12 protein-coding genes are annotated in these 13,559 nt (G+C 65.7%); 3 read left to right on the top strand and 9 right to left on the bottom strand.

Annotated features, from left to right (window positions below):
* Positions 1–205: 205 nt before the first annotated feature.
* The 3 genes from BraRD5C2_RS12585 (at position 206) to BraRD5C2_RS12575 (ending at position 3,547) form a co-directional block, all read left to right on the top strand.
* The gene (locus BraRD5C2_RS12585; RefSeq protein ID WP_223968741.1) at positions 206–1,468 is read left to right on the top strand and encodes a Tm-1-like ATP-binding domain-containing protein; all 1,263 of its coding nucleotides are present in this window, start codon (positions 206–208) and stop codon (positions 1,466–1,468) included.
* Entirely contained in the window at positions 1,465–2,130 is a 666-nt protein-coding gene (locus BraRD5C2_RS12580) for an HAD family hydrolase (protein WP_223968739.1), read from the top strand. Before BraRD5C2_RS12585 ends, BraRD5C2_RS12580 begins: the two co-directional genes overlap by 4 nt.
* Before the next feature lie 64 nt (positions 2,131–2,194).
* Complete coding sequence (locus BraRD5C2_RS12575; protein ID WP_223968737.1) at positions 2,195–3,547, top strand: aminotransferase class III-fold pyridoxal phosphate-dependent enzyme; 1,353 nt, start codon at positions 2,195–2,197, stop codon at positions 3,545–3,547.
* Positions 3,548–3,672: 125 nt separating this feature from the next.
* On the opposite strand, the gene BraRD5C2_RS12570 is transcribed toward BraRD5C2_RS12575, so the two are convergent.
* From BraRD5C2_RS12570 to BraRD5C2_RS12530, 9 genes are all read right to left on the bottom strand, one after another.
* A complete protein-coding gene (locus tag BraRD5C2_RS12570; protein WP_223968735.1) occupies positions 3,673–3,966 on the bottom strand; it encodes a hypothetical protein in 294 nt (97 codons plus the stop codon).
* A gap of 8 nt (positions 3,967–3,974) precedes the next feature.
* Entirely contained in the window at positions 3,975–5,999 is a 2,025-nt protein-coding gene (locus tag BraRD5C2_RS12565; RefSeq protein WP_223968733.1) for a copper amine oxidase, read from the bottom strand.
* Positions 6,000–6,064: 65 nt separating this feature from the next.
* The gene (locus BraRD5C2_RS12560; RefSeq protein ID WP_223968731.1) at positions 6,065–7,084 is read right to left on the bottom strand and encodes a branched-chain amino acid ABC transporter permease; all 1,020 of its coding nucleotides are present in this window, start codon (positions 7,082–7,084) and stop codon (positions 6,065–6,067) included.
* 5 nt (positions 7,085–7,089) lie between these two features.
* On the bottom strand, positions 7,090–7,956 hold the full coding sequence (locus BraRD5C2_RS12555; protein ID WP_097676476.1) for a branched-chain amino acid ABC transporter permease: 867 nt from the start codon (positions 7,954–7,956) through the stop codon (positions 7,090–7,092).
* Positions 7,957–7,972: 16 nt separating this feature from the next.
* Complete coding sequence (locus BraRD5C2_RS12550) at positions 7,973–8,671, bottom strand: ABC transporter ATP-binding protein (RefSeq protein ID WP_223968729.1); 699 nt, start codon at positions 8,669–8,671, stop codon at positions 7,973–7,975.
* Positions 8,658–9,389, bottom strand: coding sequence for an ABC transporter ATP-binding protein (locus tag BraRD5C2_RS12545; protein ID WP_223968727.1), 732 nt, complete (start codon positions 9,387–9,389; stop codon positions 8,658–8,660). Before BraRD5C2_RS12545 ends, BraRD5C2_RS12550 begins: the two co-directional genes overlap by 14 nt.
* A 1-nt stretch (position 9,390) precedes the next feature.
* The gene (locus BraRD5C2_RS12540; protein ID WP_223968724.1) at positions 9,391–10,704 is read right to left on the bottom strand and encodes an ABC transporter substrate-binding protein; all 1,314 of its coding nucleotides are present in this window, start codon (positions 10,702–10,704) and stop codon (positions 9,391–9,393) included.
* A gap of 46 nt (positions 10,705–10,750) precedes the next feature.
* A complete protein-coding gene (locus BraRD5C2_RS12535; protein ID WP_223968722.1) occupies positions 10,751–11,839 on the bottom strand; it encodes a CobW family GTP-binding protein in 1,089 nt (362 codons plus the stop codon).
* On the bottom strand, positions 11,839–13,506 hold the full coding sequence (locus BraRD5C2_RS12530; RefSeq protein ID WP_223968720.1) for an amidohydrolase: 1,668 nt from the start codon (positions 13,504–13,506) through the stop codon (positions 11,839–11,841). The genes BraRD5C2_RS12535 and BraRD5C2_RS12530 overlap by 1 nt, the downstream gene beginning before the upstream one ends.
* Positions 13,507–13,559: the final 53 nt, after the last annotated feature.

Genomic DNA, 13,559 nt, shown 5'->3' with positions numbered 1-13,559 from the left:
ACGGTGACAAGAAGCGGCTCCCGACCGGAGACCGCTGGCATGGCGCAATCCTCGCCAAATCAAGGCTTTGGCAGCAATCAACCGATAGGTGGATGTTGCCGCAGCCAGCGCCCTCATAGCGTGATCGCACGATGGCCGAACGCCCTGCCCGCTGGGTGCAAACCAACTCGTCCACATCCCTCACGCCGCCGGCGAGCCGAAGGTCATGCCCGAGATCACGCAGCCCCGCATTCTTCTGATCGGCACTGGAGACACCAAGGCCGACGAACTGTTGTTCATGAGCGATTGCATCGCCCGCGCCGGCGGCACAACCATCATGATGGACATCAGCGTGCTCGGCGATCCGCCGTATCGGCCCGCGCATGACAAGCACGCGGTGGCGGCGGCAGCGCAGACCACGATCGCGGCGATAGCATCCAGCGGCGACGAAAACTCCGCGATGTCCCTGATGGCGATCGGCGCTGCAAATCTGGCGCGCGAGCTTGCGGCGCGCGATGCCATCGACGGCGTGATCGCGATCGGCGGCACTATGGGAACCGACCTTGCGCTCGACGTCGCGCAGGCGCTGCCGCTCGGCCTGCCGAAGCTGATCGTCTCGACCGTCGCATTCTCGCACCTGATCCCGCCCGAGCGCGTCGCCGCCGATCTGATGATGATCCTGTGGGCCGGCGGCCTCTATGGCCTCAACGGCACCTGCACCGCCGTGCTGTCGCAAGCCTGCGGCGCGATCGTCGGCGCGGCGAAGAGCGCCATCAAGCCGAACCGGGACCGGCCGGTGGTTGCGATCACATCGCTCGGCAAGAGCTGTCTGCGCTACATGGTCGAGCTCAAGCCGCAACTCGAGCAGCGCGGCTACGAGGTGGTCGTCTTCCACACCACAGGAATGGGTGGCCGCGCCATGGAGTCGATCGCAGCCCAGGGCGGCTTTGCCGCGGTGCTGGACCTCAGCCTGCAGGAGGTCGCCAATCAGCTCACCGGCTCGGTGGTCAATTCAGGCGCCGACCGGCTGGAGAACGCGGGCAGAGCCGGCATTCCGCAGATCGTCGCCCCCGGCGCGGTCGACATGGTCGACTTCCCGGCGTGGCTTGGGATTCCGAACGAGCTATCGGATCGGCCGTTCCACGCACACAACCGGCTGCTCGCATCGGCGACATCGGGAGCCGCCGATCGCCGCCGGATCGCCCACGCGATTGCGGAGAAGCTGGCCGGCGCCAGCGCCCCCGTCGCCTTTGTGCTGCCGGCCGGCGGCATCCAGCAATGGGACCGCGAAGGCGAGGCTTTGCACGATCCCGACGCCCTCGCCGCCTTCGTCGACGCGATGCGAACGGCGGTCCGGCCACCGGTCGAACTGCACGAGATCAAGGATCACATCAACAGCGCGACGTTCAACGAAACGGTGCTCGGCATCTTCGATCGTTGGGTCGCTGCCGGCATCGTCCGCCCCGGCCGCGCAACGGTTGCCGCATGACGAGGCCGCTCGCAAAGGCGCTGGTGCTCGACTTCGGCGGTGTGATCTCGAAGACCTTGTTCGAGACCCATGATTTGACCGAGCGCGCGCTCGGGCTCGCACCGTGCACGCTGAAATGGCTCGGACCATTTGCCCCCGACAGCGATCCGCTCTGGGCTGCGATGCAGCGCGGCGAGATTTCCGAGCGCGATTACTGGCTGACGCGCAGCCGCGAGGTCGGGCGCATGGTCGGCGAGGACTGGCGCGACATGGAAACCTTCGTGAAGCGTGCGCGGGGCGCCGATCCCGACACCGTGATCCGTCCCGAAGCCGTGCGCGCGATCACCCTTGCCGCGGACGCCGGGTTCCGGCTCGCGATCCTGTCGAACGAGCTCGACCTGTTCTACGGTGCGGAGTTTCGCACCCGCCTCTCCATCCTCAAGCGCTTCGACACCATCGTCGACGCGACCCATACCGGGATCCTGAAACCCGACCGGCGCGCCTATCAAAGCGCGCTGGACGAACTGGCGCTGGAGGCAGAGGATTGCGTCTTCGTCGACGACCAGCGCCGCAACATCGCCGGCGCCGCCGCGTGCAACATGCGTATCGTACTGTTCGACGTGCGCAATCCAGCGGCGTCCTACAGCGAGGCGCTGCGGCATTTCGGGTTGCAATTCGACTAAAGCGTTTTCCAGCGAAGTTATACCGGTTCGCATGGAGAAAGCGCGTTAACGATAGAGAGCGATCATGCGCGACAGAAACTTCCTGGTTGAGAACAACGCCAAGCCGATCTGGCACCCGATGGCCCATCCCGCCGAGATGCGGGCGCAGCCGCCGCGGATCGTGATGAAGGGCGAAGGCGTCCACGTCACCGACATCGACGGCAAGACCGTGATCGATGCGGTCGGCGGCCTGTGGAATGTCAACCTCGGCTACAGCTGCGATCCGATCAAGCAAGCGATCGCAGATCAGCTCAGCGCGCTGCCGTATTATTCTGGCTTCCGCGGCACTTCAAGCGGCCCCTCGATCGAACTCGCCTACGAGCTGACCGAATGGTTCAAGCCGGAAGGCATGGTTCGCGCCTTTTTCACGTCGGGCGGATCGGACTCGGTCGAGACCGCGCTGCGGCTTGCGCGGCAATACTGGAAGATCAAGGGCCAGGCCGACCGCACCAAGTTCCTGGCGCTGAAGAAGGGCTATCACGGCACCCATTTCGGCGGCGCGTCGGTCAACGGTAACGCCAATTTCCGCCGCAACTATGAGCCGATGCTGCCCGGCGTATTCCATATCCCGGCGCCGTCGACCTATCGCAATCCCTTCAACGAAGCCGATCCCGCCAAACTCGCGCAGCTTTGCGCGGCGGCGATGGAGGAGGAGATCGCATTCCAGGGCGCCGACACCATCGCGGCCTTCATCATGGAGCCGGTGCTCGGGGCTGGCGGCGTGATCGTGCCGCCGGACAGCTTCATGAAGCTCGCGCGCGAGATCTGCGACCGCCACGGGATCCTGATGATCGCCGACGAAGTCGTCACCGGATTCGGACGCACCGGCGCGTGGTCGGGCTCGCGGTTATGGGGCGTGAAGCCCGACATGATGACGATGGCTAAGGCGATCACCTCGGGCTATTTCCCGCTCGGCGCGACCTTGATCGGCGAGCAGGTCGCGGAAACCTTCGAGGCTGACACCACCAATTTCGGCTCGATCGGCCATGGCTATACGTATTCAGGCCATCCGGTCGGCTGCGCCGCGGGCCTTGCCGCGCTCGCCGAGACCCGCCTCCTCAAGCTCGACGAGAATGCCGCCGCGCGCGGCAAGGACCTTGCGCAGGCGTTGGCCGCGCTCAAGGCGAAACATCCGCTGGTTGGCGACGTCAGGGGCAAGGGCCTGATGGCCGCGCTCGAGCTGGTCGCCGATCGCGACAGCAAGAAGCCCGCCGACAAGAAGACCATGGCGAAGGTGGCAGATAGCGCCTACGAGGCCGGAGTGATGCTGCGCGTCTCCGGCAACAACCTGATCCTGTCCCCGCCCCTGATCCTCACCGCACTGGATGTGAAGGCGATCGCCGAAGGGATCGACACCGGCCTCTCAGCGGCCGGCTGACATGCTATTGGGCTTCCCTCGTCATTGCGAGGAGCGATAGCGACGAAGCAATCCATATCTCCACAAGCGGCGGGATGGATTGCTTCGCTTCGCTGGCAATGACGGGGTAGGACTACACGCAGAAGTCATCGCGCGCTGACGCAAGCGATAGCGCGCTCGAACAGCGCGCCATCCGCCTTGTCACGGTCGAGGCAATTGGCCAACGATGCCGCCGACATTGTCTGATCGGTGCAGAAGATCCGCATGAAGTCGGCTGCGAGCGCGACCTTGCGCGGCGCGGATTGGCGCTGCCAGTCGCCGCTGCTCAGATAGAGCAAGGACGCATCGTCAGCGCCGCTTTCGGCCGCCGCGCCGTGCGCGGCCGGCTGCGCCGCCAACAGCGTCATCAGCGCGCCGGCGACCGCTCCCATGCGATGCACGCGGCCCCTCATTTGGTGTCCTTAGTGGTATCCTTGGCATTCACCATCGGCGGCACGTCGAGCGCGGGATTGCGATCGAAGAAGTTGAATGGGCGCAGCCGGAAGCCATGCCAAAGGCCGGGCATGACCGGCCAGTCCTCGGCGCGCGGCACGTGGCGGAAGCCGACCGTGTACCACAGCACGAGGTCGCGATCCTCGATCGGCCGTTTCGCCGCCGTCCATTTCGGCAGGCCATCGACCTCTGGGTTTTCGTTTGGATACATGCCTGCGGCGTATCGCTCGTCCCTGGCGTAGGCCGAGGTCCATAACGTGTAGGCGCTGAAGCCGGCGCGCAGCTGGATCGGATCGTCCTTGGCGAGCAGCGAGACGTCGGAATGTCCGGGCATCAGCTGATAGCTGGTGCGATAGCCCTGTTTGTTGGTCTTGCCCGTGCTCTCGATCCTGAACTGCGCCGCGCTCAGCGGCGTCGTGATCGGCCCTTCGGTCGCGACCGGCCTGGTGTCGACCTGCCAGAGGCTCTTGCGCTGGCCTTCGTCCAGCCGGCGGACGCTGAAGCGGTCCTCGACCAGCCGGTTCGAGGTGCCGTCGACGTCCATGTCGATCCGGAACGTCATGTAGTGATCGTGATTGACGGCCAGCAGCCGCTCGTCGACCAGCGTCCCGTAGGCCGTATCCTGCGCGGCCGTCGAGTCGCTCAGTGTCCGGCTCGCGACGCCCTTGGTCGCATCGATGCCGTAGGCGCCGAGCCGCACGTCGATATTGCCGGCACGGTCGAAGACGTAATCCACCAGATAGTCGTAATTGCCGACCACCGGCGCCATCCGCACCACCAGCTCATTGTTCGGTCGCACCTCGGCGGTGTTGTTGATCAGCTCGCTGTGGCGCCAGATCGGATCGCCGGTCGGGCGCTCGAAGATGCAGACCGCCCCCTTGGAGACGACAGGCATGCCCTTGGTGTCCGAGATCGTCAGATCGAGATAATGCGCGCCTTCGGGGCAATCGATGCCGCGCTGCAATTCGCTGGAGAGCACGCCGAAGCCGTATTCGCCGATATCCATATAAGCGCGGAACGACCAGGTCGGCGAAGGATCCATATAGGGCACGAACATCTCGCTCGCCGAGATCTGATAGGCGATGTCGCGCAACGTGCCGTGGTCGTCGTAGCGGATCAGCGACAGCACCGCGCCGACGCGCGGCTCGAGACGGACATGGAACGACCAGTTGTCCCAGCGGACCTGGCCGCCCTCCACCTTCACATTGCTGCCCTCGGGCGCGGTGATCTCGATCGACTTCGGCGGCTTGCGATATTTTCCGGAGTCGGCATAGGCGTGCGAGGGTGTCTGCGCCGGCGGCGGCACCACGCCGAGATCGGTCACCGACAGCACCGTCTTGCTCTTGAGATCGACCTGCGCGACCAGGTTCTCGATCGGCTTACCCCAGAGATTGTTGGCGGCGCCTGTCGTGTCGACGCAGGGCACGTTGAGCAGGCGGCGGCCTTTCAGCGCCGGCTCGCTCACTGGACCTACCGTCAGCGGCAGGCACAGCACATTGTGAAAATCGGTGATGCCGCGCTTGGCCATCGCGGCGATCCAGCGCGGGTCCTGCTTCGGCAGATCGCCGGCCGACATCAGCTCGTCGATGGTGAGCGCGGCCTCGTGATCCCGGACCTCGTCCCAGCCGAGCAGGTTGCGCGTGGCGAGGTCGATATGCGCTTCGTAGAGATGCCCGCCACTCAGCAGCGTCACGTTCGCGCGCCGCGTGAACGGCTGTCCGGGCTTCCACGCCCGCACCTCGTCCTTGGGATCCTCGTCGACCGTCATGGAGACGACCCGCGTCGCATCGTCGAACTTGCCGGCGCCGCGGAGGATTTCGGAGACCGAGCGGATTTCGTCCGTCGTCAGCCCGTCCATCGGGTGCATCGCGGCCGCCTGCGGCCACATCCTGCGCTCGGCCTGCGCCGGCGGCGGTGCCGCCAAGGTCGCCGCAACCAGGCCGGCCAATGCCCATCCGCCATGCCGGAATTTCAGAGCCATCACGCCCTCCACTCAAAGCCAGAACGCTCAGAATACAAGCAAAGGTGACGGCGTGAAGGCCTGCCTCACCCGGTAACCCGTTCCGACGCGCCCGGCAGGATGGCGGCCGCGGCCGGCCGTGGCGCGGCACGGTGGACGTCGAGCAGCCGCACGCCGAGACGGTCGCGCAACGCCGGCCAGATGCCGCGCGGCGCCACGATCATCACGACGACGGCAATGATGCCGAGCCCAACCAGATACCAGCCGCCGGACAGGCCGAGCGGTCCGGTCATCACTTCGCGCAGGCCGAAGAAGATGATGACGCCGAGGATCGGGCCCTCCAGCGTTCCGATACCGCCGATGATCGCGATGAACATCATGTAGACGGACCAGTTGACGTCGAAGGCCGCGAGCGGCGCGATGAACAGATTACCCATGAAGCTCAACGCACCCGCAAGCCCACATCCCGCCGCCGACAGCACGAAGGCGATGAAGCGGTTGTGGCGGACATCGACACCGACGCTCATCGCGGCCAGATCATTGTCGCGCACGCTCATCAGCCCGAGCCCGAAGCTCGAGGTCATCATCTTGTACAGGGCCGCGATGGTGACGAGCGTCAGGCCACCGGCGAGCCAGAACATGGTCGGTTCGAACCAGTCGAAATCGATCAGCTTGCTGGTGGCGAGCGGCACGCCCGAGGTGCCGCCGACAGCCTGCGATTTCATCGTGAAGGCGCCGATGATCTCGGCGAACACCCACATCGCGATCGAGAAATACGCGTCGCGCAAGCGAAACAACGGAAAGGCGATGATCGCCGCGACGGCCGCGGCCACCAGCGGCGCCACCGGCAGCACCCAGATCGGGGTCACCTCGAGCCAGCCGGAGGTCAGGAACAGCGCATAGGCGCCGAACGCGATGAAGACCTGATGGCCGAGCGACACCAGCCCGGCGTAGCCCGCCAGCAGGTTCCACATCTGCGCCATCGTCAGCAGCAGCAGGCATTCGGTCGCGAGCCGCAGGATGCCCTCATTCAGCACGAAGGGTGCGCCGGCGATGACGGCGACCAGCACGATGGCACAGGCGAGGAGAATTGTCCGTGTCGGCATCGGCGTCATACCCTGCTCGACACGAGACCCGATGGGCGGATCAACAGCATGATAAAGAACAGGAGATGCGCGTAGAGCAGCCCAGCGTTCGGATCGATCTTCAGACCGATCAATTGCGCCATGCCGAGCGCGATGCCGCCGAGCAGCGCGCCCCAGAACGAGCCGAGCCCGCCGAGCACCACGACCTCGAAGGCGATCAAGAGCCGCTCGGCGCCCGAGAACGGCGTGAAGCTCGACCGCACCGCGAGCAGCACGCCGCCGATCGCGCCGAGCGCCAGCGACAGGCCCATGACATAATTATAGACCCGGTCCGGCTTGACCCCGGACAGCCGGACGATGTCGCGGCGGTCGGCGGTGGCGCGCACGATCCGTCCGAACTCGGTGTGGCGCAGCACCAGCTGCAGCGCCATGAACAGCAGCGCGGCCAGCACCAGGGTCAGCAGTGGCATGATGCCGATGTTGAGGCCGGCGATCTCGAGGCTGGCGCGGGAGAGCTCGCCGACCTGCAGGCTGCGCACGTCGGCGCCGAAGATTTCGACCATGACGTTGCGCAGGATCACCGAGACGCCGAAGGTCAGTAGCAGCGGCGACAGCGGATCGGGCGACGTCACGACCCGGTTGACGATGGCGGCCTGGTAGAGCCAGCCAACCGCAAAGGACAGTGCGATCACCGGGATCAGCATCAGCAGCGGCGACACCTGCGGAAACAGGTTGGAAAGCAGCACGGCGCAGAACGCGCTCAGCACCATGAACTCGCCATGCGCGATGTTGACGACGCGCATCACGCCGAACACCAAAGCGAGCCCGATGCCGAGCAGGCCATAGAGTCCGCCCAGCAGGGCTCCGTTGATCAATGTTTCAACCCAGATCATGTCGTGCCAATCCTGGCTAGTTACCGAAATAGGCGTGGGTCAGCTGCTCCGGCTGCAATCCTTGCGCCGGACCGGTCAGCGACACACGCCCCTTCAACAGGCAATAGATTCGTTCAGAGGTCGCGAGCGCGCGCTTGACGTCCTGCTCGACCAGCACGACGGCGGTGCCCTCGCGGCGAATGTCGGCAAAGGAGCGATAGATCTGCTCGACCACGACAGGCGCGAGCCCGAGCGAAATCTCGTCGCACAGCAGCAGCCGCGGGTTCGACATCAGCGCGCGACCGATCGCCGCCATCTGCTGCTGGCCGCCGGAGAGCTGGCCCGGAAACATCCGCCGCCGCTCATCCAGGATCGGGAACAGGTCGAACACCCGCCGCAGCGTCCAGCTGCCCTTGCGACGGTTGACGCTGCCCATCAGCAGGTTCTCCTCGATGGTCAGCGAATCGAACAGCAGCCGCCCCTCGGGCACTATGATGAGGCCGAGCCGCGACACCTCTTCGGCCGGCATCTGCGAGATGTCGATGCCGTCGAAATGTACCGTACCGCGCCGCTCCTCATTGAGCCCGACCAGCGCCTTCAGGAACGTCGATTTGCCGGCGCCGTTGGCACCGACCAGCGCCACCGCCTCGCCGTCGGCGACGGTGAAATTCATGTCGAACACGGCCTGGAGATCGCCGTAGAAGATCTGCAGGCCGTTCACATCAAGCAACGCCATCGGCCTTCAATCCCATGTAGATCTCGCGCACCACGGCGCTATCCATCACCTCGGCCGGCGGCCCTTCCAGCACCTTGCGGCCGAAATCGAGCACCAGGATCCGATCCGAGACCGCGCGCAGCGCGTGCGGAATGTGCTCGATCCAGATCATGGCGTGATCTGCCTTCACCGACTTGATGATGGCAACGAGGCGCTCGACCTCAGGCTCGGTCAGCCCCGCGGCGATCTCGTCGAGCAGGATCAGTTTTGGCTTCGAGGCCAGCGCCTTGGCGAATTCCAGCCGCTTGCGGTCGATCAGCGGCAAGGCGCCCGCGAGTTTGTCCGCTTTGGCGTCGAGCCCGGTCCGCTGCAGCACCTCCATCGTCCAGTCGGACGCCGCGTCGCCATAGAGGCCCGCACCGTAGGACGCTGCCACCAGCGCGTTCTCGTAGACCGACAGATGCGGAAACGGTTGCGGGATCTGGAACGCGCGCCCGAGCCCCATCCGCGCCCGGCGATGCGGCGGCAGGCTTGATATCTCCCTGTCGTCGAGCATGATCGAACCGCCGTCGGCCGCGAGCAGGCCGACGATCAGGTTCAATAGCGAGCTCTTGCCGGCACCGTTCGGGCCGATCACGCCAAGGCATTCGCCGCGCGCCAGCTCGAAACTGACGTTGTCGGCGACCACGATCTCGCCGAAACGCTTCGACAGCCCGCTGACGCGCAGAAGCGGTGCCATCTCAGGCCAGCTTGGAGAGCAGCTGGAGATCGGCCTGCTTCGGGATGAACGGCGCCGTCCCGTTGTGCACGATGAGCAGCTCGTATTTCGCCTTGCCGCCCTTAGTCTTGCGCCATTGCCCGCCCGACAGCGAGGTGACCGCGACGTTCTTGATCGGGCTGTCCTTGAACTTCACCCGGCCGACGACCGTCTCCATGTCGAGACCGGCGATCGCATCGCGCAGCGAGTTCTTGTCCTTGGGATCGCTGTTCTGCAGCGCCGCGAGCCCGACCTCCCACAGCGCATGCGCGTAGCCGATCGGCTGGGTCCACTGCTTGCCGGTGGTCTTCTCCCACTCCGCGGCGAGCTCGGCGGCGCTCTGCCCGGTCAGCGAGGACTTGAACGGATAGGCCGGCGTCCACCACACCTCAGTCGACATGCCGTCGCCGCGATCGCCGAGCGCGTTCACCGCGGCCGGGAACAGGAAGGCTGCCGCCACGGTGCAGATCTGCGGCTTGAAGCCGGCCTGCGCCGCCTGGTTCCACAGCGTCACCCAGTGATTGCTGAAGGTGAAGCCGGAGACGATGTCGACGCCGTTGTTCTTGAACGAAGCGATCTGGTTGGTGAAGTCGTCGGTCGCGATCTGGAATTTGCCGGCCGAGAATTCCTGATAGCCGGCGCCCGAGATGCCCGCCGGCAGGCCGAGCTTCGGATCGGAGAACGCCTGGCCCGGCGGGTTGTCAATGTAGAGCGTGCCAACCTTCTTGTTGGTCTCGACCGACTGCCACATGCCGAGAAAATTCCTGGCGACGTCATCGGCACCCCAGAAGAAATGGTAGCTGTAGGGGAAGCCCTTGTCCGGCGTCGACTTGCGCGGGAACATCCAGCCCTGCCACGGCACCTGGGTCGAGATGGTGGGAATGCCGCGGGCGTCGGCGAGCTCCTGCACCGGCGGCTGGGCGTCACCGTCCTCGATCAGGATCAGGTCGCACTTTTCACGGAGTACCAGTTCACTTGCGATCACCGACGAGCGGTTCGGGTCGGATTGATTGTCCTTGAATACCAGCTCGACCTGATAGGTCTTGCCGCCGATCTTCAGGCCATCCTTCAGCCGCGCCTTGATGCGCTCGTGGATCCAGGGATCGGGCTCGGCGAACTGGGCACGGACGCCGGAGAGGCAGCCGACCCAGCCGATCTTGATCGTGTTGCCGGCGGCCCGCGCGATGTTGACCAGCGGCACATTCATCGCAGATGCGAGGCCCGTGGCACCGGCCGCTTTCAGCAGCGTGCGCCGGTCGAGCCGGCCGGACGTCTTGTCATTCTTTGTCTCAGTCATGTCCCTCTCCCTCCATAACCAATGATGAAATTGTTCGATCTCGGGTTCACGCCGCCGATCGCTGGATCGCTGCGCGGCTCACCGCGCCAAACTTGCACAATGTGTTTTCGATGATCTGGCGCGGGATGCCGCGTACGATGAAGACGAGCCGCGAGCGCCGGTCCGCAGATGGCCAGCTGGCAAGCGTGATCGGCGGATGGAACACGTGCTGGACGCCATGCACCACGACCGGCGCATCGGGCTGTTCGGCGACATGCACGATCGCCTTGAAGCGCAGCAGGTCTTCGCCCCTCAGCGCCGCGACATAGTCCAGCCAGCGCGCAAACGCCTCGCGCTGGATCGGCTCGTCGATGATCAGGCTGTAGGAAGATACGCCGGCATCATGCGCATGGTGACTATGGTGGCCGCAGTCTGCGCCATCGCAATCGTGATCGGCGTGACGATGCGGCGCGTTCGCCGCCTGCGACGCCAAATCGAACCAGCGCACCACGTCTGCCGAGCGGGCCGACGGATCGAACAGTCCGGCATCGAGCACCTTTGCCGGATCGACCATCCCGTTCCGCACCTGCGCGCGCGTCGCGACCGGATTGATCGCAGCGAGCCGCGCCTCGAGCCGCGCCAGCGCATCTTCGCTGGCAAGATCGGTCTTGGTCACCAGCAGCCGGTCGGCGACCGCGATCTGCCTGACGGCTTCACTGTGCGCCTCGAGCGTATGTGCGCCATTGACGGCATCGACGGTCGCGACCACGCCGTCGATCCGGTAGCGACTGAGGACATCGGGCGCCGTCATCAGCGTGTGCAGCACCGGCACGGGATCCGCGAGCCCGGTGGTCTCGACCAGCACGCGGTGGAACGGCGGGATCCTGCCATCAGCGCGGCGTGCCGCGAGATCGGCCAGCGTCTCGATCAGATCCTCGCGCACCGAGCAGCAGACGCAGCCATTGTCGAGCAGCGCGAGGCGGTCCTCACTGCTCTCGACCAGCAGATGATCTACGGCCACCTCGCCGAACTCATTGATGATTGCGACGACGCCATTGAGCTCCGGCTGGCGCAGCAGATGGTTCAGCACCGTGGTCTTGCCGCTGCCGAGGAAACCGGTCAGCACCGTGACCGGGATCTGATCCGCCGTGTCCATCACGCGCCCCGCTGGTAGACCTTGCGGCCCTCGAAGAAGGTCATCTCGACCCGCGTGTCGGCAAGCTGGTCCGGCGGGATGTCGAAGATCATCTGGTCGAGCACGATCAGGTCGGCCGACTTGCCCACCTCGATCGAGCCGATCGATTGGCCGAGACCGGCCGCGCGCGCGGCGTCGATGGTGTAGATGTCGATCACGGTGGCGAGATCGAGCGCCTGCTCCGCCCACAGCGACTTGCCGGGAAAATCCCCGGTGGGATTTTGCCGGGTCACCATGCCTTCGATGCCCTGCCAGGGATCCGGGATCGGGATCACCGGCCAGTCCGAGCCGCCCGCCATCAGCGCGCCGGCCGCCTTCAGGTCCTTGTTCGGCCAGAAGCGCTGCGCGCGCTCCTCGCCCATCGCGGCCTTGTGCGCCTCAAGGAAGACGGTCGGATACCAGATGATCGGCGACAGATCGGCTGCGACGCCGAGCTCGGCGAAGCGCTTGATGTCGTCGGGCGCGATGTAGCTCGCATGCGCGATCTGGTGGACCAGATGGGTCGCCCCGTTGAAGCTGCGCACGACATCGATCGCGTCCAGCGCCTGCGTCACCGCGGCATCGCCCGCGCAGTGGATCTTCGCCGCGAGGCCGAGCTTCTCGCAGCGCCCGAGCCAGCGGATCAGATCGGGCACGGTCAGCATGGTCGATCCGCGGAAGCAGCAGCCGCGCACGGGATCGGCCAGATAAGGCTCGTGGAACGCCGCGGTCTTGGCGCCAGGCACGCCGTCGAGGAACACCTTCACATAATCCGGCTTCACATGCGCACCGCGATACTGCTCGCGCAGCGCGAACAGGTCCTCGCCGGCCTTGCCGAACATGAAGCCCGGCTCGACCACCGGCATTGCGCAGACCGCCCAGGCGGTCAGCTCGCCGCGATCGTCGAGCCCCTTCAGCGCCGCCATGATCGGCTGCATGCTGGCGGCGTCGATGAAGGCGGTGACTCCATACGTGTTGAGCACCGAGATCGAGCGCGCCACCGCCGCGCGGTCCATCTCGGCTGTGTAGTGACCGGAGGCCGCGAGCGCCCGCTCGACCAGGCCGGAGGCGGCCTCGATCATGATCCCGGTGAGCGTCCCGGTCTTGAGGTCGCGGCCGATCTCGCCATCGGTCGGATCGGGGGTGTCGGCCTGCACGCCGGCCAGCCGCAGCGCCGCCGAGCTAGCCCAGCGATTGTGATAGGTGTCGTCGCGCAGCACGACGGGATGCCCGAGGCACGCCGCGTCCAGCAGCGCACAGGACTCCGTGGTGTTCATCTCGTTCAGGAGATTGTTGCCGAACTGCCCGCCGACGATCCAGGCGCCGGGCGCAGCCGCGGACGCCGCCTTGTGCAGGGTCTCGGCGATCCTGGGCACACTGTCGGCGTTGGAGAAGCGCAGCTCGTAGAGATCGGCCTGCCCGCCCATCATGATGTGATTGTGGATGTCGACGATCCCCGGCATCGCCATGCGTCCACCGAGATCGACGGTCTTGGTCCCCTCGCCGATCAGCGCGGCGACGTCGCGCTCGTCACCGACGGCGACGAACCGGCCCGCCTTGACCGCCGCGCATGTGGCCCACGGCAACTCCCGGTTCGACGTGTAGATCCAGCCGTTGCGGAAGACCGTGTCGGCGAATGTCCTGTTCATACGGAGCAACTTCTCGATTGGGAAAGTCCGGAGCGATCAGCCTTCGCCGTGCG

Origin of the sequence: Bradyrhizobium sp. RD5-C2, from assembly GCF_019972155.1 — a bacterium.
Lineage (GTDB): Bacteria > Pseudomonadota > Alphaproteobacteria > Rhizobiales > Xanthobacteraceae > Bradyrhizobium.
The sequence above is the reverse complement of the archived record's forward strand: the minus strand, read 5'-3'. Positions and strand labels throughout refer to the sequence as shown.